The following is a 22,953-nucleotide window of genomic DNA, read 5'->3' as shown; positions in this document are numbered from 1 at the left end:
GCTACGCACCCCGAAACCGGAAGAGCCGGTTTACGGGCACTCCGTCGTTCCTGGAAGACGCGTCTCCCTTTCTATACAGGCCAACGGACACCGGGATATGCGGATGGTTTAACGTGTCGTGAGCATTCGAGTGGGCACGGCTAGCGCGGTGCGAAGGCCGTATAGTCAGCGGGACTGGCGCCTGCTCCAACGGCGCGCTCGGCGGCCTTAAGGAAATCGGACACTACCTTGCGGTCATCAAGGTTACGGCCGGAAATCGATAGGCGCACGGTGTTGCCGCGCTGCGCGGCGCGCTCGGCAGCGCGGATGATGTTGCGGCGCCACCACTTGGCCGAACCGAAACCCTCACCAAAGGACAAGTTGCGGGCTTGGTGGAGCTCGCCGGTGCGCAGGTCATGGATGCCGCGGGTGGATGCAGCAAAGTCAAAATCAAACTCAGGAAGAACTTCTAGAGTTCCCTCCGACATACGCCAGCGCGGCGGCGCAAAGATAGTGGGTTCAAAGCCGATTCTGGCCATCTGCCGCGTCGCCCCCTTGAGGCGCAGACGCGCCTCGTGTGCATCCAGGTTTGCGAATTCCGCACGGCGGCCCTGAACTGCTTGGTCGAAGCCGTTGAGAATGAGCACTCGGCCCGATTCGGCTTGCTCCCGCAACCACGACTGTGTCGCCGAATCCTTAGCTAGGTGCCAATTGCCATCGATGTGTGGCGCTACAAGCAAGGACACCGGGATATCCGCTTTATCGAACTGCTCCAGCAGGTCAGCGGCCTGCCTTCGGGTGTCGTCGAAGATACTGGAAATCGAAACCAAAAGGTGGCCATGCATAAGGAAAATTATCGCACAGCCACCGTCCCGGCGCGCGCCGAGGGGAAGCCTCACTCCCCCACATGGGCGGCCTAGGATGCTGTGCGGCTCATTAGCCACACAGCTCAAGCGGGGAGCCTAAGACTCAACCCCCGTGGCCTGGTTAATCAACCACGCATACTCGAATGCCGCCTGCCGCCACTTGGCGTAGCGTCCGGACACACCACCATGGCCGGCGGCCATCTCAGTCTTGAGGAGGAATTCGCCACCGGTGGCAACGTCACGAAGCTTGGCCACCCACTTCGCCGGCTCCACGTAGAGCACGCGGGTGTCATTGAGCGAGGTCAGCGCCAGGATATTGGGATACTTCTGCGGCGCAATGTTCTCGTACGGCGAGTAGGAGGCCATGTAGTCGTAGACCTCCGGGTCGTGGTACGGGTCGCCCCATTCTTCCCACTCCACCACTGTCAGCGGCAGCTCCGGCATAAGAATCGAGGTCAGCGGATCCACGAAAGGCACGTTGGCCTCGATGGCCTTAAACCGATCTGGCGCCATGTTCGCCACCGCGCCCATGAGCAGTCCACCGGCGGAACCGCCTTCCGCCACCAAGGTGTCCGGCGTGGTCACCCGGCGCGCGATGAGGTCATCGGCCACCGCGATGAAGTCCGCAAACGTGTTCTTCTTAGCCAGCATCTTGCCGTCGTCGTACCAGTTGCGGCCCATCTCACCACCACCGCGAACGTGCGCCATGGCAAAGATCATGCCGCGGTCCATGAGAGACAAACGGAAGACCGAGAAATACGGGTCCATATTTGCCTCGTAGGAGCCGTAGCCGTAAAGCAGCGTCGGGTTCGGCTGCGTGCGGTCGAGGTCCGCGCGGTGCACGATGGACACCGGCACCTTCGTCCCATCGGGCGCCTCCGACCAGACGCGATAGGCCACGTATTCGTCTTTGTTATAGCCGCCCGGGACTTCCTGTTCCTTCAGCAGCGTGTACTCGCCGGTGGCCACGCGGTAATCAAAGAGCTGGGCTGGCTGGATGAAGGAGGTATAGCTCACGCGCAGCACCGGCGCATCCCACTCCGGGTTGCCGGCCACGCCAACGGTGTAGAGCTCCTCGTTGAAGTGAAGCTCGCCGAAGCGCGCCCACCCTTGGCGCACATCCATTACCGCGGCACGGCCAATGCCGCCGCGGCGGTAGCCCACGACGATCTGGTCGCGGTAACAATCCACGCCTTCAATGCGCACGGTGTCATCATGCGGCATGAGGACGGTGAGCTCGCGCAAGGCTGGAAGGTCATCGGAGACCGGACAGTAGCCTAAGGCAAAGTTGGGGCCGGTGGCATTGTGCGTGACAACCCAGTAGTCGGTGCCGCCCACCACGGCGTGGTCAACGTCGTAGTCCACGCCGGTCTCGCGCTCCCAGAGGCAGCGGAACTCCCCCTCGGGGTTGGACTGCTCGAGTACCCACGCCTCATTCGTCGTCTTCGAGCCGGACACAATCATGATGTACTTCTCGCTGCGGGTCGTCCCCACGCCAATGCCGAAACGCGAATCCTCCTCGCGCATGACCACGACGTCCTCTGACTGCGGGGTTCCCACACGGTGGCGCCACACGGTGTCCGGCCGCCATGCATCATCGACGGTGGTGTAGAAGATGAACTCCTCCCCGACCCACGTCGCGCCATAGAAGATGCCTTCTAGGCGGTCCTCCAACAGCTCACCGGAACGCAGATCTTTGATGAAGAGCTCAAAGCGCTCGTCGCCGGCCACGTCCACGGAATAGGCCAGCAGGTCACCGGAATCGCTCACCGAAGAAGCACCCAGGGCGAAGAAGTCATGGCCTTCGGCGAGCGCGTTGACGTCGAGAAGCACCTGCTCCCCTTCCGGCGCCCCCTCCTCCGGGATGGTCGGCGGGGTCCACGGATCAGAACCTTCCGACACCGGGATGCGGCAGCTGTAGCCGTACTCCTGGCCCTCCTCGGTGCGCCCGTAGTACCAGTACTTACCGCGGCGCTGGGGCACGGACATGTCCGTCTGCTTAATGCGGGACTTGACCTCAGTGAAGATGTTCTCCGTCAAGGTGTCCAGGTGTGCGGTGCGCTCCTTGGTGTAGGCGTTTTCGGCCTCCAAGTATTCGCGGGTCTCCGGGGCGTCTTTCGCGCGCAGCCACTCGTAATTATCGATGAAGCTGCGGCCATGGAACTCACGGGTGACCGGGCGTTTCGCTGCGTGTGGTGCGTTCATTCAGCCTCCTTAAAAAGTGGTTCCGGACAGGCGTTCAAAAGCCTCAACATAACGCGCGCGGGTGGCCTGGACAACGTCATCCGGCAGGCGCGGCGGCGTGGACTCCTTGTCCCAGCCGGAGTCGGTGAGCCAATCGCGCACGTACTGCTTATCAAAGGAAGGCTGGACCTTGCCTTCCTCGTAGGTATCGGCCGGCCAGTAGCGCGAGGAGTCCGGGGTGAGGACCTCATCAGCTAAGACCAAAGTGCCGTGCTTATCGACGCCAAACTCGAACTTCGTATCCGCCAAAATAATGCCCTTCTCCTCCGCCAGCGCGGCGGCTTCGGCATAAATGCGCAGGGTAGCTTCGCGCAGCTGCTCAGCTCGCTCGCGGCCTAGCTTCTCCACAACGACGTCGAAGGAGACGTTCTCATCGTGGTCGCCCTGCTCCGCCTTGGTGGCCGGGGTGAAAATGGGCTCGGGCAGGCGGGAGGCCTCGGTCAGCCCCTCCGGCAGCCCGACGCCGCATACGCTGCCGGATGCCTTGTATTCCTTCAGCCCGGAGCCGGTGAGGTAACCGCGGGCGACGCACTCGAAGGGCAGCATGTCGAGCTTCTGCACCACCATGGCGCGGCCGAGTACCTCTTCGGGGATGCGCTCATCATCGAGCGGGCCGGCGAGGTGGTTAGGGAAATCAATGACGTCGAAGAAGAACTTCGAGGTCGCCGTAAGCACACGGCCCTTGTCCGGAATGGCGGGCTCCAGGGCGTGGTCGTAGGCGGAAATGCGGTCGGAGACGACCATGAGCAGGGTATTGTCGTCGATTTCGTAGATATCGCGCACCTTGCCGGAGGCGATGTGGGCATAGGAAGAAAGTTCTGGACGCATGACATACATCCTAGACCCGTCTAGACTGCTTCAAGATACATCCCAAGCATGAGGAGTTAAGCCTGTGCACTCTCGCATGATCTCCCTTTTGACCTCCGCTGCGTTGGTGGGCGGTACCCTGAGCGTGCCGGCGGCGCAGGCTGCCGATATCTCCGTGCGCGAATCTGACCACGGCCAATGGCTGTGCACGATGTCGGCCTCGGCCACGGATCGCGAGCTAGCCCGCGACGTCCGCGCTGGATATATCGCAACGATTAAGGCCACCTCGGAGCAGATTCAAGCGCAGTTCCCGAAGTTGGACTTCTCCGCGTATACCTCGCGCGATATCAGCAAGGCTCCGGGCTATGCGGCGACGGTGGCCGCGCTGGCCAAGGCCGGCTACACGGGCGCGGATATGCTCATCATCCTGGTCGGCGCCGCCGCTCCGGAGGCGCTCGTAGCGGATGAGTCGGTGCTGCTGCCGCAGGACGCCGAGTACTCCATCAATGCTGCTGCCGCCCGCGCAAAGAAGGGACCGGCGCCACTACTGTCGACGGGTAGCGATTTCAGCCCCAAGCTGCGCGCCGCTCTGGCAGAAAACCAGGCACAGGAGAAAGAAGCCGTTGACGCCTTCAACGCAGCGCAGGTGCAGTCTTTCGCTGAGTGCGTCGAGGAACTGCGCAGCCGCGGTGCGCAAGAAGGCATCCAGCCGGTGCCGGAGCTGCCCATTCCGGGCAAGACGACGCAGCAGCAAACCTCGTCCACGGGTGCTGCGGTTCTCGGCATCATGGCGGTACTCACCGCGCTGATGATCGGCGGCTACCTCGCCTCCAACGGGAAATCCCTCGGCGGCTTCGAGTTGCCGGTGCTGCGCATCCCCGGGATGGCCTAAGAGCTGGTGACGGGTGGGGCCGGCCCCCGATGGGAGGTCGTTTCGATCAAATAGGGGCTAGAAAATTGAGCCCGCCCTGAGATCGAGCAACCTTAATTGATCGAAACGTACATGGACCGGGCCAGCGCGGTACGTTTTCGTAAATAGAGCCTCAAAAACTCACGTTTGAGAGGGCTAGTCTGCGAAACGTACCGCGCCGGGTCGTCCCTTCACAGGGGATCCCCCGGCCGCGTGAGCTAGAGGATTTCGCCCGGGGTGTAGGCGGCGGCCTGCGGGTGCTGGTCAGCAATCGCCTTGATGCGGCCCAGAATCTGGCTCACCTGCGACTCGGCAGCACCGATGAAGGCGTGCTTATCCGACAGCGCGGCCTCGAGAGCGGCGGCATCGAGCGGCAGGCGCTCGTCGGCAGCCAGGCGCTCAATCAGGTCCTGCTCCCCGCCATTCTCGCGCATGTTGAGTGCTACAGCGACGGCGTTTTCCTTGATGACCTCGTGCGCGGTCTCACGGCCCACGCCTGCGCGCACCGCCGCCATGAGGATGCGGGTGGTGGCGAGGAAGGGCAGGTAGCGCTCTAGCTCACGGTCGATCATCGCCGGGAAAGCACCGAATTCTGCCAGCACGGTGAGGAAGGTTTCGAACATGCCGTCAATGGCAAAGAAAGCATCCGGCAAGGCAACGCGGCGCACCACCGAGCAGAAGACGTCGCCCTCGTTCCACTGCTGGCCGGACAGGTCCGCCACCATCGTCAGGTAGCCGCGCAGAATGACCTGGAAACCGCCGACGCGCTCGCAGGAGCGGGCATTCATCTTGTGCGGCATCGCAGAGGACCCAACCTGGCCCTCCTTGAAGCCTTCAGTCACGGTTTCGTTGCCGGCCATGAGGCGGATGGTCGTCGCCAGTGAGGAGGGCGCAGCACCAAGCTCCACCAGCGCGGAAACAGCATCGAAGTCGAGGGAGCGCGGGTAAACCTGGCCCACCGAGTTGAATACGCGAGAGAAGCCCAGGTGATCCGCAATGCGCGTTTCTAGCGCCGCGAGCTTGTCCTCGGATCCGCCCATGAGGTCAAGCATGTCCTGCGAGGTGCCCATCGGGCCCTTGATGCCGCGCAGCGGGTAACGGCTCAGCAGAGACTCCACGCGCTCGATGCCGAGCAGCAGTTCGTCGGCAGCCGAGGCGAAACGCTTGCCCAGGGTCGTCGCCTGGGCAGCGACGTTGTGGGAGCGGCCCGCCATCACCAGCGTCTGGTACTGCGCGGCGCGCTCACCGATGCGGGAGACCACCGCGATGGCTTTATCGCGGGTCAGCTCCAAAGAACGCAGAATCTGCAGCTGTTCCACGTTCTCCGTCAGATCACGCGAGGTCATGCCCTTGTGGATGTGCTCGCAGCCGGCCAGGGCGTTGAACTCCTCGATGCGAGCTTTAACGTCGTGGCGCGTGACGCGCTCACGCTCCGCGATGGAGGCGAGGTCGACGTTCTCAACCTGCGCCTCGTAAGCGGCGATAGCCGCAGCTGGGATGTCGACGCCGAGATCCTTCTGCGCCTTCATCACCGCAATCCACAACTGGCGCTCCAGGATGATCTTGTGTTCTGGGGACCAGATTTCAGCCATCTCGGGGGAGGCGTATCGACCGGACAGGACGTTGGAAATGTTCTTCTTTTCAGCCACGTCGCTCATTATTCCACGCCTCGCCCCAAAGGAGGCATTATCAGCGGATTAGATGCTGATCTGGCTCTTCTCCGCTGGCAGTGCGATGTCTGTGCGGAAGAAGCTGCCCTCCAGCTCGATGCCGCCGAGAATCTCGTAGGCGGCAGCACGGGCATCGGCGAGGGTGGCGCCGCGACCGAGGACGTTGAGGACGCGCCCACCGTTGGAGACGTAGCCGCCCTCCCCCGCAGTGGTGCCGGCATGGAGGATCCGGGTGGGGTCATCCAGGTCCGGCGAGGTAATCGGATCACCCTTGCGCGGGGAGGCCGGGTAGCCCTCTGCGGCCAGCACCACGGTAACGGCGTAGCCCTCTTCCCACTCCAGCGGCGCAAGTTCCGCCAGCTGTCCGGTGGCGGTGGCGTTCAGGACCTCTCCCAGTGGGGACTTCAGCAGGGCGAGCACCGCCTGTGTCTCCGGGTCTCCGAAGCGGGCATTGAATTCCACCACGGCTGGGCCTTCCTTGCCCCATGCCAGGCCGGCGTAGAGCAAGCCAGAGTAGGGAGTGCCACGCTTGACCATTTCTTTGGCCACGGGAACGCAGACTTCGTCGACGATGCGCTGGACGCCGTCGGCAGGCAGCCACGGCAGCGGCGTATAAGCGCCCATGCCGCCGGTGTTGGGGCCTTCATCGTTGTCATAGGCGCGCTTGTGGTCCTGCGCCGGCAGCAGCGGCACGACGGTCTCACCATCCACGAGGCAGAACAGGGAAACCTCGGGGCCGTCGAGGAAGGACTCGAGCAGCACCGGGTTGCCGGCTGTATGGACGGCGTCGACGTGCGCGCGGGCCGCGTCGCGGGACTCGGTCACCACGACGCCCTTGCCGCCGGCCAAGCCGTCGTCCTTAACCACGAAGTGCGGGCCGAAGCGGTCGAGGGCGGTCTCGATGTCCGCATCGGTGGCACCGGGGGCGAGCTGCTCCGCGCGGGCGGTGCGCACGCCGGCGGCCGCCATGACATCCTTGGCAAAGGCCTTGGAACCCTCGATCTGTGCCGCGCTTGCCGACGGCCCGAAGACCGCAATGCCGCGCTCACGCAAAGCGTCCGCCACGCCTTTCACCAGCGGCACCTCCGGCCCGATGACCACCAGATCCGCGTCAATATCAACCGCCAGCTCCGTCATACGCGCAGGATCGTCCACCTGGGAATACTCCGGGTGAATGGTGGCTTGCTTGGCATGTGCCGGGGAACCCGGGGCGATGTGCAAATCGGTAACAGAGGGATCAGATTTAAGGCCAGTGAGCAGGGCGTGTTCGCGGCCGCCCGAGCCAATAACGAGAATGCGCATGCCGTCTATCTTAACTGGCGGTAGCCTAGGGGCCATGTCTTCCGTATTTACAAAGATCATCGAGGGCGAGCTGCCAGCTCGCTTTGTCTACCGCGACGAGAAATGCGTGGCATTTTTGTCCATCGAGCCGCTACGTTATGGCCACACCTTGGTCGTGCCAGTCGAGGAGGTCGATAAGTGGACTGACCTCGATTCTCAGACTTGGGCGCACCTCAACGAGATTGCTCTAGAGATCGGTGGCGCCATTAAGACGGCCTTCGACACCCCGCGTACGGGCTACATCATCGCCGGCTTCGACGTGCCGCATACCCACATCCACCTCTTCCCCACCGAGAAGATGGAAGACTACGACTTCGCCAAGGCCTTCGCTGCCGACGCCACCGACCCCGCCGCCATGGACGAGGCCGCCGCGCGCATCCGCCAGCACCTCGGCACGGATGAGGACGGCCGCCGCAGCAACTAGGCGCTAGCTCCCGCTCGTCGGCGCCTTGGGGAGGCGGACGGTAAAGACCGATCCGCTGCCCAGCTCAGAGTCCACGGAGATCGAACCGCCGTGCTGTTCCACGAGGGACTTCACAATGGCCAAGCCCAAGCCCGAGCCACCCGTATCGCGGGTCCGTGAACTATCCGCACGGTAGAAGCGCTCAAAGATATGGGCTGCATCTTCGGGGGAGATGCCCTTGCCGTCATCGGCGACGTCGATAAGCACGTTCTCCTCATCATCCCGCAAAGTCAGCGTCACCGATGCCTCGTCACCACCGTGACGGATACCGTTAGATACCAAGTTGAGCAACACTTGGTGCAGGCGGTCCGCGTCACCGTTGACTATCGGAATCTCGGAGGCTTCATTGTTGACGTTGATCGTGCGGCCAGAAAAGGCCGCGCGTGCCGAAGAGCCCACGGAAAGCACGAGCTCCAGCATGTCTACCTCGCGCATATCGAGGCGCGATCCCTCCGCACGCGTCAGGGCTAGCAAGTCCTCCACCAGCAACGACATGCGCTGCGACTCGGCATCGATCTTGCTGAAGACAAATTCCGGATCTTTAGTCGCCCCCGAACGGTACAGCTCCGTGTAGCCGCGCAGGCTGGTCAGCGGCGTGCGCAGCTCGTGGGAGGCATCGCCGACGAAGCGGCGCATCTGCTGCTCCTTTTCCTGCGCATGGACGACGGAGTTCTGCAGCTGTCCCAGCATGACGTTAAGCGCCGCGGCGAGCTGGCCTACCTCGGTATGTAGCGGCCACTCTGGCACGCGCTTGTCCAGGTTGCCGGCCGCGATTTGGGAGGCCGTTTTCTCGACCACGCGCAGCGGCCGCAGCGCCCGGTGGATCAGCCACATACCCACGAGCGCGATAATGAGCATGACCAGCGCCGCGATGATGACCTGGACTATAGCGAGGCCTTTCAGAATGGAGTTTTCCGTCGTCATGTCTTTAGCGACGACCACCACGGAGCCATCCGTCTTGAGCTGCGCCACGGCACGCCATTCGGTTTCGCCTTGAATTGAGCGAACGGTGCTAGGTTCACCACCAACGACCACCGAACGAGCATCCGGCAACGCCGCCATCGGCCGCGTGGTCACCACGGAACCATCGGGATAATACGCCAGTGCTACATAGTCCGTCGGGGGTCGGCGGCTTCCGTCCTGCGGGGTATAAAAGGCCGCGTCAAGGTTGCTGGCCCAGGAGCCAATCGCGTCATTGAGCTCAGTGTCCACGCGGGTGTAGAGCACATTGCGCATGATCGACGACACCGCCAGGGAGGACATAGCCAGGCCCAAGCCCGAAACCAGAACCATGAGGACGAGCAGCCACGTGCGCAGGGGCAGCGCTTTAGGACGTTGCATGCGCCGGCGCAGGGCGCTGTTCCGCACCGAAGAGGATCCAGAATCCGAGCCCTGAGTGTTCGCGGGGGATTCGCTCATAGTGGACGAGCCTACGTGCGCGGCGTACGCAGCACATAACCAACGCCGCGGACGGTGTGGATCAGCGGTGTATCGCCGGTATCAATCTTGCGGCGCAGGTAGGAGATGTAGGACTCGACCACGTTGCCATCGCCGCCGAAATCGTAGTGCCAGACGTTGTCCAAAATCTTGGACTTGGACAGCACCACCTCGCGGTTTTGCATGAGGTAGCGCAGCAAGTTGAACTCGGTGGGCGAAAGCTCCACGATCTCCCCGGCCTTGGTGACCTCATGGGTGTCATCGTTGAGAGTGAGGTCGGCATAGGTCATGGTGGCGCTGCCATCCTGATCATCCACCGCATTGCCGCGGCGCAGGATCACGCGCAGTCGGGTGATGACTTCCTCCAGGCTGAAGGGTTTGGTGACGTAATCATCCGCACCAATGGTCAAGCCATGGATGCGCTGATCCACGCTGTCCTTGGCGGTGAGGTAGAGGACGGGGCCGTCGAGGCCTTCTGCGCGCAGCTTGCCCAGCAGCTCAAAACCGTCCATGCCCGGCATCATGACGTCCATAATGTAGGCGTCGGGATTGATCTCACGCGCGATGCGCAGAGCCTCGTTGCCGGAGTTGGCGCTGTGTACATCGAAGCCCTGAAACTTCAGGGAGACGGTAAGTAGTTCAACGATATTGGGCTCGTCATCGACGACAAGTACCTTGACGTCCTTTGAATCATCCATGGTCCCGCTTTGGTCCTTTCTCCGCTGTTCCTATGACTAGGTGGCGTGGGGGTTTCTCATTCAAAGTGAGAAGTATTGCACTACGCCTTCCCAGGGTACTGAGCGGAGTCTGGACGTGCGCTGTGAACACATTAGTCCCACACGAGATTATCCAGATCTAGCCCTTCTGCCTGGGCTTGAGCCTCGATCAGCTGGCGCAGGTAGTCGGCGTTGCCACGGTAGGTCTCATCGAAGCGCGGATCCTCGCAATACAGGCGCGCCAGGAGCACTTGCTTGGACCTCGACACCGGGTACCACTGGGCGATGAGAGCACAGTGCTTGTCGACGATCTCCTTCGCCTCCTCGCTGCCTGCCTCAAGTCCCGCTTTCGCGGCCTCCTCTAGCTCGGCCGCAAAGTGTTCATGCTCCACGGAGAATACCTCCCAGTCTTTCTTCCCCATCGATTCCGCGACGGCCGCACTGGCCGCCCACTCTGTGCTGTCACCCCACTTCTCGTGGGCTTCCTCCTGCAACGTGGGCCATGCGTCACCCAGCTTCTTTACCTTTTGGCTCGCGCTAAGGTTCTGATCCATTTCGGTCTCCTTGATTAGTCGGTTCACTGCCTGCAGCATCGCGTCAACATCGGCGCGCCGCTTCCGCAAGGCAGCCTGCTGAGCACGGAGACGATCCACGGCGGACGCGGCGGGCGCCTGCAACAACTCAGCGATGTCCTTCAGCTCAATGCCCACGCTGCGATAGATCACAATGTCCATACCGCGCTGCAGGTCGTCTTCTGTGTAGAGACGGTGGTCTCCCACAGTGCGCCACTGTGGGCTGAGCAACCCAATGTCATCCCAGTGCCGCAACGTGCGGGTGGTGACTTTGAGGATTTCGGCAACGTCGCCGATGCTGTAGTCATTACGCATGACGTTGAGCCTAAAAGTTGACGTCGCGTTAAGTGCAACTCCTGCCACTCAGCACATATTTTTGCCTACGATAATGAAGCATGACGCAAGCCTCGAAACGCACTGACCGCCTCACCGTGGCTGCTTGGGCCCTGTGGGACTGGGGTTCGGCTGCCTTCAACGCGGTTCTCGTGACGTTTATTTTCTCGGTCTATCTCACCGACTCGGTGGGCCAACACATTGACTCGCAGTTCACCCCGGCGCAGTGGTTGTCGTGGTCTATGACGGTGGCGGGTCTGGTGATTTTTGCGGTCACCCCCGTGATGGGTCAGCGTTCCGACCGGTTGGGCACGCGGCGGCGCGCGCTGGGCTTCTGGTCGCTGCTGACCTTCCTGGTCATGGCCAGCCTGTTTTTCATCCGCAATGATGCGCCCGTGTATTTCTGGCTGGGGCTTGTCGGCTTGGCGGTAGGTTCGGTGACCATCCAATTCGCCGAAGTCAATTACTTTGCCCAGCTCAACCAGGTGGCCACCGAGGACAAGGTGGGCCGGGTATCTGGCCTGGGCTGGTCGGCGGGTTATTTCGGTGGCATCGTGCTGCTGCTCATCTGTTACTTCGGCTTCGTCTCCGGAGAGGGAGGCGGACTTGGGCTATCCACGGAGGGCGGCTGGAATATTCGGCTCGTGGCACTGCTCGCCGCGGCGTGGTTTGGGCTATCTGCCATTCCCGTGCTGCTGCGCGTGCCGGAGATTGCACCGTCGGGTGAAGCAGCGGGCGGCCTCACAGCGTCGTACCGTGAGCTGTGGCGCACGGTGCACACGCTGTGGCGAGAGGATCGCAACGCCTTTGCCTTCCTCTTCGCTTCTGCCATCTTCCGTGATGGGCTCTCGGCCGTGTTCAGCTTCGGGGCGGTGTTGGGCGTATCCGTCTATGGGCTTTCGCCTGGCGACGTCCTCATCTTCGGTGTTGCCGCCAACGTTGCGGCCGCGCTGGGCGCGGTGGCGGGCGGGCTGATCGACGACCACGTGGGCCCCAAAGCCATCATCCTCACCTGCCTGACAATTCTGACGTTGATGGCGGGCATCATGTTCTTCGCGCAAGGCCCGACGGCCTTCTGGATCTGCGGGCTCATCCTGTGCCTGTGCGTGGGACCAGCCCAGGCTTCCGCCCGCGGCTTCTTGGCGCGCGTTGCCCCGCCAGGACGTGAAGGCGAGATGTTTGGCCTCTACGCCACAACCGGGCGTGCCGTAGCGTGGTTGACGCCTTTCCTGTTCGGCGTCTTCGTCTCCCTGATGGGCCAAGGAGACCGGGGAGGCGTGCTCGCCATAGGGCTAGTCCTCCTCGTCGGAGCGCTCGTGCTCATCCCAGTCAAAGACCCCGCGAAAGCATAACGCTGTCGCGGGGTGGAGCCGCAGGGCGTGGGTTCCTTGTGGTGCGTGGGTCCCTTCTAGCGTGAGAGCGAAGCGCTCACGCTAGAAGTCCTGTGGACGCGGAATGTTGCGCAGGTTGGACTTCGCCATGGAGAGCATCTGGCCCACGCCGCCACCGAAGACGGTGCGGGTCGCTGCCTTGGAGAAGCCCAGCAGCTGCTCGAAGGTGAGTGTCGGCGGCAGGGAGAGGGCGTTCGGGTCCGTGACGACGTCGATAAGCGCAGGGCCGTCGTAGGCCAAGGCCTCCTTGATAAGGCGCGGCGCGTCCTTCGGATCCTCGATGCGGAAGTGCTTGATGCCTGCGCCTTCCGCGATCTGGGCGAAGTTGACGTGCTCGTGGTCGGTCTCATGCTCCGGCAGGCCTTGGACCAGCATCTCCAGCTTGACCATGCCGAGGGAAGAGTTGTTAAACACGAACATCTTCACCGGCAGGTTGTGCAGCTTCACGGTGAGCAGCTCGCCCATGAGCATAGACAGCCCACCGTCGCCGGAGAAAGTGATGACCTGGCGTTCCGGGTGCGCCGCCTGCGCACCGATGGCCATCGGCAGTGCGTTGGCCATAGTTCCGTGGCGGAAGGAGCCAATCTGCTCGCGCTTGCCATTCGCAGTGATGTAGCGCGCGCCCCACACGTTGCACATGCCGGTATCGACGGTAAAGATGGCGTCTTCATCGGCCTGCTGGTCAATGAGGTCTGCGATGTACTCCGGGTGGATCGGCGTGTGCTTCTCCACGCCAGAGGTGTAGGCCTCAACGACGTGGTGCAGCTTGTCGTAGTGATTCTTGAGCATCTTGTCGAGGAAGGAGCGGTCCTTCTTCTCATCGACGTGCGGCAGGATGTTCTCAATGGTGGCGGCGACATCACCCGTCACCGGGTACTTAATGCGGGTGCGGCGGCCAATGTGGGAGCCATCGATATCGACCTGGGCCACGTTGGCATCCGGCAGGAAGTCGTTATAGGGGAAGTCCGTGCCCAGCAGGATAAGCAAGTCCGCCTCGTGGGTGGCCTCGTGTGCCGCGCCGTAGCCGAGCAATCCGGACATGCCGACGTCGAAGGGGTTGTCGTACTGGATGTACATCTTGCCGCCCAGGGCGTGACCGATGGGAGCCTTGATCTTCTCGGCCAACGCAAGAACCTGCTCGCGCGCATCCTTGACGCCAGCACCGACGAAGAGAGCGACGGTCTTAGCCTCATTAATGGCCTGGGTCAGCGCAGCGGCCTCTGCCGGGTCCGGGTAGACAACCGGGCGTCCGGAGGAAATAACGGAGGAGGTGAAGGTGTCCTCTTCCGCCTCTTGAGTGGAGACATCGCCCGGAATGACGAGGACGGACACACCCTTGCCGGCCATGGTGCTCTGGATGGCATGGTGCAGGACCACACCTCCCTGCTCAGCGGAGTTGACCATTTCGCAGTAGCCGGAGCACTCCTGGAAGATGGCCTCCGGGTGGGTTTCCTGGAAGAACTTCGAGCCGATCTGGCGGGAAGGAATGTGGCTGGCTAGGGCGAGGACCTTGGCGCCGTTGCGGTGGGCGTCGTAAAGCCCCTGAATAAGGTGCGTATTTCCCGGACCGCAGGAGGCGGCACACACGGCAAGGTTGCCAGTGGTGAGGGAATCTGCCTCAGCGGCGAAAGCCGCGGCCTCCTCATTGCGGACGTGCACCCACTCGATGGAGGATTGACGCACCGCATCCACGATGGGATTGAGGGAATCACCAACGAGGCCATAGATGCGCTTGACCCCTTGGGCTTCCAGAGTTTCCACGAGCTGCGTGGCGTAATTGCGTGCCATGTTGTACCTCTCTAACTTTTATCGCTAACGGCCCCCAGTGTCCCCGCACCGGGCACATTTCGCCACCTTAAAGCTGCCTTCTCACGTAGTAGAGGCTTTGTGACTTCGACAACAAACACGCTTCTTGAGCTTTGAAACTGTAACGACCGTTCGCTATAGTTTCGCAGCATGACAGATGCACGAACGGAAACCTCGGCAGAGATGCTTCGGACCTCAGCGACCCGCCGATGGACCTTCTTTGGCGTGGTCTCTTTAGGCCTGCTCATGATCGGCTTGGATAACTCAATCCTCTACACAGCCCTGCCGGAGCTCTCCGAGCAGCTCCACGCCACTTCGCTGCAGCAACTATGGATCATCAACGCCTATGCACTCATGCTTGCCGGTCTCCTGCTGGGCACCGGAACTCTGGGCGATAAAATTGGCCACCGCCGCATGTTCGTCATCGGCCTGTGGATTTTCGGCATCGCGTCTCTGACCGCAGCGCTAGCGCCCGGCGCGTGGGAGCTCGTCGCTGCCCGCGCCTTCTTGGGTCTTGGCGCCTCCATCATGATGCCCGCTACCCTGGCTCTGATTCGTCTGACCTTTGAAGATGAGATTGAGCGCAACACGGCCATCGGCATTTGGGGCTCCATTGCCGTCGTTGGCGCGGCCGCAGGCCCCACGGTGGGCGGCTTTTTGCTTGAGCACTTCTGGTGGGGATCGGTCTTTTTGGTCAACGTGCCCATCGTGATCATCGCCCTCATCCTCACTGCCTTCCTCGCCCCACCGAACGTGGCGAACCCAGCGAAGCATTGGGATTTCTTGTCTTCCCTTTACGCACTGATCACGCTGGCCTCCCTAGTGCTCGTCATCAAGTCCGTAGCCAGCTCCCACCTCAACGCCATGCTTATTGGTGGCGCGCTGGCCGCCTGCCTCATAGGCGCTGTCCTCTTTACTCGCCGCCAGCACACACTGGAGGAGCCGCTTCTCACCTTCGATATCTTCCGCTCCCCCATCTTCAGCGGCGGCGTGTTGGCCGCAGCCGGCGCCATGTTTGGCATGGCCGGGCTGGAAATGACCACCACGCAGAAGCTGCAGTTGGTGGACCTCTACTCCCCACTGCACGCTGGGCTCATCATTTCCCTCATCGCGCTGGCCGCGCTGCCGATGTCCGCGCTGGGCGGGGCTAACCTGCACCGCTGGGGCTTCTTGCCCATCATCGCCGGCGGCTTCCTCGCTATGGCAGCGGGCATTGGCTGCGTGGTGTGGGGCGGCACGCACGACGTGTTCCCCGCATACCTGGTTGGCCTGTTCATCACCGGCCTCGGCGCGGGGTTCGTGATGTCGGTATCCTCCACCGCCATCATCGGCGCCGCGCCTGCCTCGCGTTCCGGTATGGCCGCGGGTGTGGAGGAAGTTTCCTATGAATTCGGCACGCTGCTGTCCATTGCGGTCACCGGTTCGGTGCTGCCTATGCTCTATAAGAGCGGGCTGCCAGAGGACATCCGGGACCTAGGCATGGATGCACTCCACGACCCCGCGCTCGCGGAGGCCGCCGGCCCCGCATACACCGATGCTTACTTGGCCACCGCCGCCGGACTTGGCGTAGTCATGCTCATTTTTGCTGCGGTCACCGGCTGGTGCTTCCGCAGCAACCCAACCTCCGGAGGTGCCGATGCCACGCATTAGTAAAAAGGTTGAGGCGCTCGAAAAGGCGCTCGCCATCATCGAGAAGGATGGCGTTCACGCCCTCACCTACGATTCCCTGGCCACTGCCACGGGCATGAGTAAGTCGGGGCTCATCTACCACTTTCCTACCCGGCACGAGCTGCTCATTGATTGCCATAAGCTGTGCGCGGAGCGCTGGGAGGAAGAGCTCATCGGTCTCTCCGGTGGCAAAACGGCGGAGCAGTTGAGTCCTCGCCAGCGCTACCGCGCCACCTTGGAGTCGATGGGCAAGAATGACCCGCTCATTGAATTGCTCATGTCCATCCACTCGCAGTCCCATCCGGACTTCCAAAAGGTGTGGAGGGACGTCGATGGGCGCTGGCTGCCTGATCCTGCCGCGGAGGATGAATCCGTCGTGCTGGCATCAATCATCGCAGACGGCCTGTGGGTGCACGATCACCTCACCGACCGCCCCCTGCCGCCGCAGAGACGCCGCGCGCTTATCGACGTCGCCTTAGGCCACCTCGCCGAATAACCCCCAGAATGAAAAAAGGGCCTTGAAAAGGCCCTTTTGAGCTGGAGACGAGACTTGAACTCGCAACCTACGCATTACAAGTGCGTTGCGCTACCAATTGCGCCACTCCAGCACCGCGGCTCATCCGCTAGGGGAATCGTACCTGAGCCCACCCCATACAGAGAAAGTCAGGGTGCTTGCGCTGCGAAAAAGTGAACGTAAAAGCCGCGAAAAGCACTGGCAGGTGCATAAATCGACGGCAGTTACTAAAGTGCTGACTTACCGAACCCAGAAGTGTTGTTGAGGTCTATCTTTTCCGTGTCTGTTCTTTCTTCCTTGCGCCAGCGCCTGCTGTACCGTTCGGCCTCCGTCGCCACCATCGACGCTGCAAAGGCCGCACCACCGCCCTCCCCTCTAGCCCCTGTCGATCTCACCGATCCGGCCCAGGTCACAGGCGTCATGGAAATCGCCGCACGCGTTGGTGAAATCCTCATTGCGGCGGGCTCAGCCAATACCGACGTGCAAGCGCAGATTCACCTCGTCGCTTCCTCCTATGGTCTGCACTACTGCCACGTGTCGATTCTGATGAACACCATCACCATCCACACCTCCATCGGCACCGGACCGGAGCGGCACAACCTCCATGTCTTCCGCGTGGCACCGAGCATCGCCGTGGACTTCACTAAACTCTCCGCCGTCGACCGGCTCATCCGCTCCATCCACTCCGGTGCTACCCCGCCGGCAATGGCGGAGAAAATCCTGGATGACATCGACGCGATGAAGAACCCTTATTCCAAGACCACCATCGTCAGCGCGTGGGGTGCCATGGGTGGATTCATCGCCGTGATGCTGGGCGGCGACCTTCTCGTCGGGGTTGTCACCTTCCTCATTTCGGCACTCATTATGGGCACGAACATGTTCCTGGCGGACTATCGCTTGCCGCCCTTTTATCAGAACCTCGTCGGCGGCCTACTCGCCGTTGTCCCCGCGGCCATCCTCTACAACATCTTCGCGGGATTTGGCATCCAGATGCTACCTTCCCAAATCATCGGTTCCGGAATCATCATCCTGGTGGCGGGCCTGACCTTGGTGCAGTGTTTGGTGGACGGGATCACCCGCGCGCCCGTGACCTCATCCGCCAAGTTCTTTGAAGCGCTCATGTCCACCGGCGCCATCATCGCCGGCGTCGGTCTAGGTATCCAGGTGGCTTCGTGGTTGGGCTTCAGCCTGCCGCCACTGGCGACACTCGCCCCGCCCGTCTATCACCAGATCCCCCTTCTGGTGCTGTGCGGTGGAATCGGTTCTGCTGCCTTCGCACTAGCGCTGGGAGCGTCGTGGTCCGAGGTCACCATCTCCGGGCTCACCGCAGCCGCCGGTATGATTTTCTACTATTTCCTCGTCGTCTTATTAGGCGTCGGAGCTGTCGTCGCCTCTGGCATTTCCGCCGTGGCGGTCGGCCTCGCCGGTGGTCTCCTCTCCCGCCGCTACATGATGCCGCCGCTCATCACCATGATCGTGGGCTATACCCCCATGCTGCCGGGTCTGACTTTGTACCGCGGCATGTACGCCATGCTCAACGAACAGCTCATTACCGGCCTGACCAACCTGGCCAGCGCCCTCGCCATTTCCGGTGCACTAGCCGCTGGCGTGGTCTTCGGCGAGCGAGTGGCCCGCCGCCTGCGCCGCCCGCAATACTTCCGGCCTTATAACTCGATCAAGCGCTTGGGCACGTTCTCCTTCTCGCGTGCCACCCGCTTGGCCCAGCGCGCCCGCATTCCGCGCGTTCCCCTATCGCCCTTCGCTCCGCGTCACAACCTGCCAGCCCCACCGCCGCAGTACGGCCCCAAACCGCCGACGCCTGCACAGCAGGCGCGCTTCCAGCAGGGCGATGCCGTCACGGACATGTGGCCCGTCACCACGCAATTTCCAGCGCAGCGCCCCACCTACACAGTGCCCGGCAAAGATGACCCGAGCACCCCAACGGACTCGCAATAGCGTAGAATAGCCGGTCTGAAAGCTTTCACACTTCATCCCAGGAGGACTCCGTGCCACCAAAGGTCACAGATACTCAGCCCGCCGCTGATCAGACTCATGCAGTAGAGGAAGAGACCGCCCGCGCCGCGCGTCGCGTCGTCGCCACCTATGCGGAGGATTTCCTCGACGGCGTGACCCTCATGTCGATGCTGGGCGTCGAACCAGAAGGCTTAGTCCACCGCAAGGTTTTGGCTGAGCAAGCCGATGCCGCTCCGAAGAAGAGCAGCAAGAAGGCAACCAAGAAGGCCTCCAAGAAGTCCACCAAGAAGACGACGAAGAAGGCTACGAAGAAAGCCACCAAGAAGGCCACTAAGAAGTCGAGCAAAAAAGCTACCAAGAAGGCAACTAAAAAGGCCACGAAGAAGGCCTAGTTATGTCCGGGCGCAGCAATAGCTTCGTAGTCGTGGCCAACCGGCTGCCGGTGGACCTCGAAACCGCCGCCGACGGCACCCGTGAGTGGAAGGCCTCCCCGGGCGGCCTCGTCACCGCGCTCTCCCCTGTCCTAGAAGAGCACCAGGGCTGCTGGGTGGGCTGGCCGGGCGTGGCCGACGAAGCTCCCGAGCCTTTCACCACCGACAACGGCGTTCTGCTTCACCCGGTACGCCTCACGAATGAGGATTTTGAGGCCTTTTACGAGGGTTTTTCCAACGCCACCCTGTGGCCGCTCTATCACGATCTCATCGTCACCCCCATCTATAACCGCGATTGGTGGGACACCTACCGCGAGGTCAACCTGCGCTTTGCCAACGAGGTAGCGGCCGTCGCTGCGGAGAATGCCACGGTGTGGGTGCAGGACTATCAGCTGCAGCTGGTGCCTGGCATCCTGCGCCAACTGCGCCCCGATCTCACTATCGGTTTCTTCCTCCACATCCCCTTCCCTTCCCCGGATCTCTTCCGCCAGTTGCCGTGGCGTGAGGAGTTGGTGCGGGGGCTTCTCGACGCCAACCTGATCGGCTTCCACCTCGAATCCAACGCCCGCAACTTCGTGGAGCTGGCTCGCACCCAGGGCCTCACAGTAGAAGGTGAGGTCAGCACCCGCGAGGTGACCGCCCGCATCGTGACGAATAGCGGTCATTCCGTCGGGGTCGGCGCCTTTCCCATCTCCATTGCAGCGAGTGAGTTCGCTGAGGGTGGCGATGCAGAGGACGTCGTCCAGCTCCGCGCTGAGTTGGGCAACCCCGCACACGTCATTTTGGGGGTCGACCGCTTGGATTACACGAAGGGCATCCTGCAGCGCCTCACTGCCTTCGAGGAACTCCTCGAGACCGGGGCGCTGGACCCGGACGAGGTGACCTTCGTCCAACTAGCTACTCCCTCGCGCGAGCGCATCGATCACTACCGCGCCACGCGCTCGAAGGTGGAGGAAGCCGTGGGCCGCATCAATGGACGCTTTGGGCGCTTAGGAGCACCCGTGGTGCATTACCAGCACAGCTCAGTCCCGAAAGACGTACTACGGCGCTACTACCGGCTCGCAGACATCATGCTGGTCACACCATTCAAGGACGGTATGAATCTGGTGGCCAAGGAATACGTGGCTTCCCACAGCGATGGCTCCGGCGCGCTCGTGCTCTCCGAATTCGCGGGCGCTGCAGCAGAGCTTACCCAAGCCAACCTGTGCAATCCCTTCGACATCGAGTCCATCAAACGCGCTCTACTCTCCGCGGTCAAGGCACTGGAGGAATCTCCTGATACCATGCGCGAGCGCATGATTGCGATGAACGAGCAGGTGCGTCAGCACGATATCGCACTGTGGTCGCAGTCCTTCCTCGGCGCACTGAACCAGGAGGAAGCATGATGCGGCGCCGGCCCGCCGCAGCGCTCACCGCTGTGCTCGGCACGGCGCTGCTCACGCTTGGTCTGAGCGGGTGTGGCTCCGCCGAGGAGGAGCCTGCGCCGCGCGGCGATGAGCGCATCCTGGACAAGGATTGGCAGGTCATTAACCTCTATACATCTCCGGATGCTCCTTCCTCCCTGCCCGCCGATACTGCACACGTGCCGCACATGAGCTTCGGTGAACACACCGCTGTGGGCTCGACCGGCTGTGTTTCCTTCACTGCCGAGGTTTCCTTCCACAAGGATGACAAGGCCTCCACCATCTGGGAGGGCGACGTGATGCGGGTGGAGAAAGCCACTTATGAGAGCCCGCCGCGCAGTGCTGACTGCGAGGGCTCGATACAGTGGGCCGATTCACTCATGCGCAACCTCATTGCTGAGGGCCATGAATTCGATTTCGGGCTTAACCCGAACAACCAGCTGGTGTTGACGCTGCGCACTGACAAGGTGGACTCACCGATCATCCGGATGGCCTCGCTGTAGCCTTGAAGTTTTCGGCGCTAGGGTGGGAAGCATGATTGATGCTCTCGCCTCCGCAGAACACCTCGCGGTTGTTTCCGATTTTGATGGCACCTTAGCGGGCTTCGCACGCAACGCGTATGACGTAAAGCCGGAGCAGCGCTCGCTCGACGCCCTGGCCACCTTAGCGGAGCTCCCGAACACCACCGCCGCGGTGCTCTCCGGCCGGCACCTCGAGGGCCTAAAACAGGTATGCCCGCTGCGCGAACCGGTACTTTTGGGCGGTTCGCATGGCGCCGAGTCCTCGTGGGAGGATTCCGCCCTCACTCCGGAGATGGAAGCTCACCTGGCGAAGAAAGAAGCAGAGCTCAGAGAAATCATCGCGCGCCACCCCGGCGCGGAACTGGAGGTCAAACCCTTCCAGCGCGTGCTGCACCTGCGGACACTAGAATTGCAGGATCCTGACGCGGCGGCCGCGGCGTATGCAGAAGGCGAGGCTCTCAGCGCCGATGGTTTCCCCAAGACAGCGGGCAAGTGCGTCGTCGAGTTTTCTGCTACACAGGCCACGAAAGGCACGTGGCTTGAGAAGCTTCGCCAGCGCGTCGGCGCCACGGCAGTGGTCTTCTTGGGGGATGACACCACCGATGAAGACGGCTTCGCCCTGCTCAACCAACCGCCGGACCTCGGCGTCAAGGTCGGTGAGGGCGCAACGCAAGCGGCGCTGCGCGTGCCCGATATCGCGGCGGTGACGGAGTTCCTCGAAGAACTCGCCGCCGCCCGCGCGCAGCACAGCGCTTAAGCCCCAGCCGGGGCCACGGTCCGCCCGGGATGGAAGGTGGTCTCCAACAACGCGCGCGGCACCTCTCCGCGCCCATCGATGAGGCTGGCCAGCATGCGCCCCGCCGCCGCCCCCTTTTCCTTGTTCGGCTGCACGACGGTGCTCAGGCCCAGCGCCAAGGCGGGCGCAATGCCGTCGAAGCCGGTAACAGAAAGCTGCTCGGGAACCGCGATTCCATGATCGCGTGCATAAGCGATTACGCCAAGCGCCATCGAGTCCGTCGTACACAACACCGCGGTGAGATCCGGGTGCCTAGTCAGCAATTCCTCTGCGGCCGCATAAGCGGTGCGTGGATCATTGATGTGGCGCGTCACCACGGGGATGCCTGCAGGATCGAGTCCCGCGTCTGCAAAGACATCGAGCGCACCCAATACACGTGAGCGTTGCACGTGCATATCCGCCGCAGCTAGCTGCGCAGCCGTCACTTCACCATCGAGGCGCTCGCGGTATAGGCGGATGGCAAGGATGCCGATGCGGGTATGGGAGGCGTCGACAAGCGCCTGCGCCGCCGGGGCAATCGCGGCGCGGTCATCGATGCCCACGAAGGGCAAGCCCGAATCCGTGGGCTGGTCACACACCACCACCGGCAAGCCGCGGCGTTGCACGGCTTCAAGGTAAGCATCACCCGCCGCCACGGAATAGACCACAAATCCATCAACCGCCGCCGACCCTACGAGCTGCGCTGCCTGGGCGTCATTGGGAGCACCGACGGTATCTGGACCGGCCGGGATGAGAGTCAACGTCGTGCTCGCCCCTGCCGAGGCCTCCGCCATGCCGGCGAGGAAATCTACCGAGGCCATGTCCTCGAAGGCATAGGACAGGTGCTCAGTAAGCAGGACGCCCAGCGACCCCTGGCGGCGTGTGCGCAGGCTGCGCGCGGTGGGATCCGGGCCTGTGTAGCCACGCTCAGCCGCCGCGGTGAGGATGCGCTCCCGGGTGGCGGGGGCCAGCTGGTCTGGGCGGTTATACGCGTTGGACACCGTGGTGGGCGAAACCCCGAGTTCGGCTGCCAGGGAGGCCAGCGTCGTGCTGCGTTTGGACATGACGGTAAGGTTACCCGTTTTCAACTCATTATCATTTGACAACAATTTTCACTAAAGCGTAGAAATAG

20 protein-coding genes and 1 tRNA gene are annotated in these 22,953 nt (G+C 62.3%); 10 read left to right on the top strand and 11 right to left on the bottom strand.

Features of this window, described 5'->3' with window-relative positions; all coding sequences use genetic code 11:
• Window positions 1–140: 140 nt before the first annotated feature.
• The 3 genes from HMPREF2896_RS05205 to HMPREF2896_RS05195 all read right to left on the bottom strand — a co-directional run bounded on the left by HMPREF2896_RS05205 (window position 141) and on the right by HMPREF2896_RS05195 (window position 3,917).
• The gene (locus tag HMPREF2896_RS05205; RefSeq protein WP_070718261.1) at window positions 141–824 is read right to left on the bottom strand and encodes a DUF2334 domain-containing protein; all 684 of its coding nucleotides are present in this window, start codon (window positions 822–824) and stop codon (window positions 141–143) included.
• A gap of 117 nt (window positions 825–941) precedes the next feature.
• Window positions 942–3,050 (bottom strand): S9 family peptidase, encoded by a 2,109-nt coding sequence (locus tag HMPREF2896_RS05200; RefSeq protein ID WP_070718256.1) that lies wholly within the window; start codon window positions 3,048–3,050, stop codon window positions 942–944.
• A 9-nt stretch (window positions 3,051–3,059) separates the two neighbouring features.
• Window positions 3,060–3,917: a phosphoribosylaminoimidazolesuccinocarboxamide synthase gene (locus tag HMPREF2896_RS05195; protein ID WP_070718254.1), complete on the bottom strand. Its 858-nt coding sequence runs from the start codon at window positions 3,915–3,917 to the stop codon at window positions 3,060–3,062.
• Window positions 3,918–3,981: 64 nt separating this feature from the next.
• Here HMPREF2896_RS05195 and HMPREF2896_RS05190 point away from each other — a divergent pair, with 64 nt between their 5' ends.
• The gene (locus tag HMPREF2896_RS05190) at window positions 3,982–4,788 is read left to right on the top strand and encodes a serine/threonine protein kinase (protein WP_246823996.1); all 807 of its coding nucleotides are present in this window, start codon (window positions 3,982–3,984) and stop codon (window positions 4,786–4,788) included.
• 236 nt (window positions 4,789–5,024) lie between these two features.
• On the opposite strand, the gene purB is transcribed toward HMPREF2896_RS05190, so the two are convergent.
• Complete coding sequence (gene purB / locus HMPREF2896_RS05185; protein ID WP_070718245.1) at window positions 5,025–6,464, bottom strand: adenylosuccinate lyase; 1,440 nt, start codon at window positions 6,462–6,464, stop codon at window positions 5,025–5,027.
• Between the two features lie 39 nt (window positions 6,465–6,503).
• Window positions 6,504–7,778, bottom strand: coding sequence for a phosphoribosylamine--glycine ligase (purD, locus tag HMPREF2896_RS05180; protein ID WP_070718242.1), 1,275 nt, complete (start codon window positions 7,776–7,778; stop codon window positions 6,504–6,506).
• Between the two features lie 34 nt (window positions 7,779–7,812).
• Between purD and HMPREF2896_RS05175 the strand changes: the two genes are divergently transcribed.
• Window positions 7,813–8,241, top strand: coding sequence for an HIT family protein (locus HMPREF2896_RS05175; protein ID WP_070645602.1), 429 nt, complete (start codon window positions 7,813–7,815; stop codon window positions 8,239–8,241).
• A 3-nt stretch (window positions 8,242–8,244) separates the two neighbouring features.
• On the opposite strand, the gene HMPREF2896_RS05170 is transcribed toward HMPREF2896_RS05175, so the two are convergent.
• The 3 genes from HMPREF2896_RS05170 to HMPREF2896_RS05160 all read right to left on the bottom strand — a co-directional run bounded on the left by HMPREF2896_RS05170 (window position 8,245) and on the right by HMPREF2896_RS05160 (window position 11,320).
• Window positions 8,245–9,699: a sensor histidine kinase gene (locus HMPREF2896_RS05170; protein ID WP_070718237.1), complete on the bottom strand. Its 1,455-nt coding sequence runs from the start codon at window positions 9,697–9,699 to the stop codon at window positions 8,245–8,247.
• 11 nt (window positions 9,700–9,710) lie between these two features.
• A complete protein-coding gene (locus HMPREF2896_RS05165) occupies window positions 9,711–10,415 on the bottom strand; it encodes a response regulator transcription factor (RefSeq protein ID WP_070522860.1) in 705 nt (234 codons plus the stop codon).
• A 131-nt stretch (window positions 10,416–10,546) separates the two neighbouring features.
• Window positions 10,547–11,320, bottom strand: a complete 774-nt coding sequence (locus tag HMPREF2896_RS05160; RefSeq protein WP_070718236.1) for a MerR family transcriptional regulator — start codon at window positions 11,318–11,320, stop codon at window positions 10,547–10,549.
• 80 nt (window positions 11,321–11,400) lie between these two features.
• Between HMPREF2896_RS05160 and HMPREF2896_RS05155 the strand changes: the two genes are divergently transcribed.
• Window positions 11,401–12,690 carry an MFS transporter gene (locus HMPREF2896_RS05155; RefSeq protein WP_070718233.1) on the top strand — a complete coding sequence of 430 codons (1,290 nt, stop codon included), beginning with the start codon at window positions 11,401–11,403 and terminating at the stop codon, window positions 12,688–12,690.
• Window positions 12,691–12,771: 81 nt separating this feature from the next.
• Here the strand turns inward: HMPREF2896_RS05155 and HMPREF2896_RS05150 are convergent, their stop codons facing one another.
• Entirely contained in the window at window positions 12,772–14,517 is a 1,746-nt protein-coding gene (locus HMPREF2896_RS05150) for a pyruvate dehydrogenase (protein ID WP_070446019.1), read from the bottom strand.
• A 168-nt stretch (window positions 14,518–14,685) separates the two neighbouring features.
• On the opposite strand from HMPREF2896_RS05150, the gene HMPREF2896_RS05145 reads away from it, so the two are divergent.
• Both HMPREF2896_RS05145 and HMPREF2896_RS05140 read left to right on the top strand, forming a co-directional pair.
• Window positions 14,686–16,185: an MFS transporter gene (locus HMPREF2896_RS05145; protein WP_070711534.1), complete on the top strand. Its 1,500-nt coding sequence runs from the start codon at window positions 14,686–14,688 to the stop codon at window positions 16,183–16,185.
• Entirely contained in the window at window positions 16,172–16,699 is a 528-nt protein-coding gene (locus tag HMPREF2896_RS05140; protein WP_070446013.1) for a TetR/AcrR family transcriptional regulator, read from the top strand. The genes HMPREF2896_RS05145 and HMPREF2896_RS05140 overlap by 14 nt, the downstream gene beginning before the upstream one ends.
• Window positions 16,700–16,738: 39 nt before the next feature.
• Here HMPREF2896_RS05140 and HMPREF2896_RS05135 read toward each other — a convergent pair.
• Window positions 16,739–16,811 (bottom strand) — tRNA-Thr (locus tag HMPREF2896_RS05135).
• A 185-nt stretch (window positions 16,812–16,996) separates the two neighbouring features.
• Between HMPREF2896_RS05135 and HMPREF2896_RS05130 the strand changes: the two genes are divergently transcribed.
• The 5 genes from HMPREF2896_RS05130 to otsB are packed head-to-tail and all read left to right on the top strand — an operon-like array spanning window position 16,997 to window position 21,803.
• The gene (locus HMPREF2896_RS05130; protein ID WP_070718230.1) at window positions 16,997–18,673 is read left to right on the top strand and encodes a threonine/serine exporter ThrE; all 1,677 of its coding nucleotides are present in this window, start codon (window positions 16,997–16,999) and stop codon (window positions 18,671–18,673) included.
• Window positions 18,674–18,723: 50 nt separating this feature from the next.
• Entirely contained in the window at window positions 18,724–19,083 is a 360-nt protein-coding gene (locus tag HMPREF2896_RS05125; RefSeq protein ID WP_070446010.1) for a hypothetical protein, read from the top strand.
• A 2-nt stretch (window positions 19,084–19,085) separates the two neighbouring features.
• Complete coding sequence (locus HMPREF2896_RS05120; protein WP_070446007.1) at window positions 19,086–20,507, top strand: alpha,alpha-trehalose-phosphate synthase (UDP-forming); 1,422 nt, start codon at window positions 19,086–19,088, stop codon at window positions 20,505–20,507.
• Entirely contained in the window at window positions 20,504–21,028 is a 525-nt protein-coding gene (locus tag HMPREF2896_RS05115; protein WP_070446002.1) for a hypothetical protein, read from the top strand. Before HMPREF2896_RS05120 ends, HMPREF2896_RS05115 begins: the two co-directional genes overlap by 4 nt.
• Before the next feature lie 31 nt (window positions 21,029–21,059).
• Window positions 21,060–21,803, top strand: a complete 744-nt coding sequence (otsB, locus tag HMPREF2896_RS05110; protein WP_070445997.1) for a trehalose-phosphatase — start codon at window positions 21,060–21,062, stop codon at window positions 21,801–21,803.
• Here otsB and HMPREF2896_RS05105 read toward each other — a convergent pair.
• The gene (locus HMPREF2896_RS05105) at window positions 21,800–22,885 is read right to left on the bottom strand and encodes a LacI family DNA-binding transcriptional regulator (RefSeq protein WP_070445994.1); all 1,086 of its coding nucleotides are present in this window, start codon (window positions 22,883–22,885) and stop codon (window positions 21,800–21,802) included. The genes otsB and HMPREF2896_RS05105 overlap by 4 nt on opposite strands.
• Window positions 22,886–22,953 lie beyond the last annotated feature (68 nt).

The organism is Corynebacterium sp. HMSC069E04 (genome assembly GCF_001813175.1).
In the GTDB taxonomy this organism is placed as follows: domain Bacteria; phylum Actinomycetota; class Actinomycetes; order Mycobacteriales; family Mycobacteriaceae; genus Corynebacterium; species Corynebacterium aurimucosum.
The sequence above is the reverse complement of the archived record's forward strand: the minus strand, read 5'-3'. Positions and strand labels throughout refer to the sequence as shown.

Bases quoted from the DNA above. Each gene is read 5' to 3' on its own strand.
- HMPREF2896_RS05205 (WP_070718261.1), bottom strand. From the start codon at position 824: ATGCATGGCCACCTTTTGGTTTCGATTTCCAGTATCTTCGACGACACC.
- HMPREF2896_RS05200 (WP_070718256.1), bottom strand. From the start codon at position 3,050: ATGAACGCACCACACGCAGCGAAACGCCCGGTCACCCGTGAGTTCCAT.
- HMPREF2896_RS05195 (WP_070718254.1), bottom strand. From the start codon at position 3,917: ATGCGTCCAGAACTTTCTTCCTATGCCCACATCGCCTCCGGCAAGGTG.
- purB (WP_070718245.1), bottom strand. From the start codon at position 6,464: ATGAGCGACGTGGCTGAAAAGAAGAACATTTCCAACGTCCTGTCCGGT.
- purD (WP_070718242.1), bottom strand. From the start codon at position 7,778: ATGCGCATTCTCGTTATTGGCTCGGGCGGCCGCGAACACGCCCTGCTC.
- HMPREF2896_RS05175 (WP_070645602.1), top strand. From the start codon at position 7,813: ATGTCTTCCGTATTTACAAAGATCATCGAGGGCGAGCTGCCAGCTCGC.
- HMPREF2896_RS05170 (WP_070718237.1), bottom strand. From the start codon at position 9,699: ATGAGCGAATCCCCCGCGAACACTCAGGGCTCGGATTCTGGATCCTCT.
- HMPREF2896_RS05165 (WP_070522860.1), bottom strand. From the start codon at position 10,415: ATGGATGATTCAAAGGACGTCAAGGTACTTGTCGTCGATGACGAGCCC.
- HMPREF2896_RS05160 (WP_070718236.1), bottom strand. From the start codon at position 11,320: ATGCGTAATGACTACAGCATCGGCGACGTTGCCGAAATCCTCAAAGTC.
- HMPREF2896_RS05155 (WP_070718233.1), top strand. From the start codon at position 11,401: ATGACGCAAGCCTCGAAACGCACTGACCGCCTCACCGTGGCTGCTTGG.
- HMPREF2896_RS05150 (WP_070446019.1), bottom strand. From the start codon at position 14,517: ATGGCACGCAATTACGCCACGCAGCTCGTGGAAACTCTGGAAGCCCAA.
- HMPREF2896_RS05145 (WP_070711534.1), top strand. From the start codon at position 14,686: ATGACAGATGCACGAACGGAAACCTCGGCAGAGATGCTTCGGACCTCA.
- HMPREF2896_RS05140 (WP_070446013.1), top strand. From the start codon at position 16,172: ATGCCACGCATTAGTAAAAAGGTTGAGGCGCTCGAAAAGGCGCTCGCC.
- HMPREF2896_RS05120 (WP_070446007.1), top strand. From the start codon at position 19,086: ATGTCCGGGCGCAGCAATAGCTTCGTAGTCGTGGCCAACCGGCTGCCG.
- HMPREF2896_RS05115 (WP_070446002.1), top strand. From the start codon at position 20,504: ATGATGCGGCGCCGGCCCGCCGCAGCGCTCACCGCTGTGCTCGGCACG.
- otsB (WP_070445997.1), top strand. From the start codon at position 21,060: ATGATTGATGCTCTCGCCTCCGCAGAACACCTCGCGGTTGTTTCCGAT.
- HMPREF2896_RS05105 (WP_070445994.1), bottom strand. From the start codon at position 22,885: ATGTCCAAACGCAGCACGACGCTGGCCTCCCTGGCAGCCGAACTCGGG.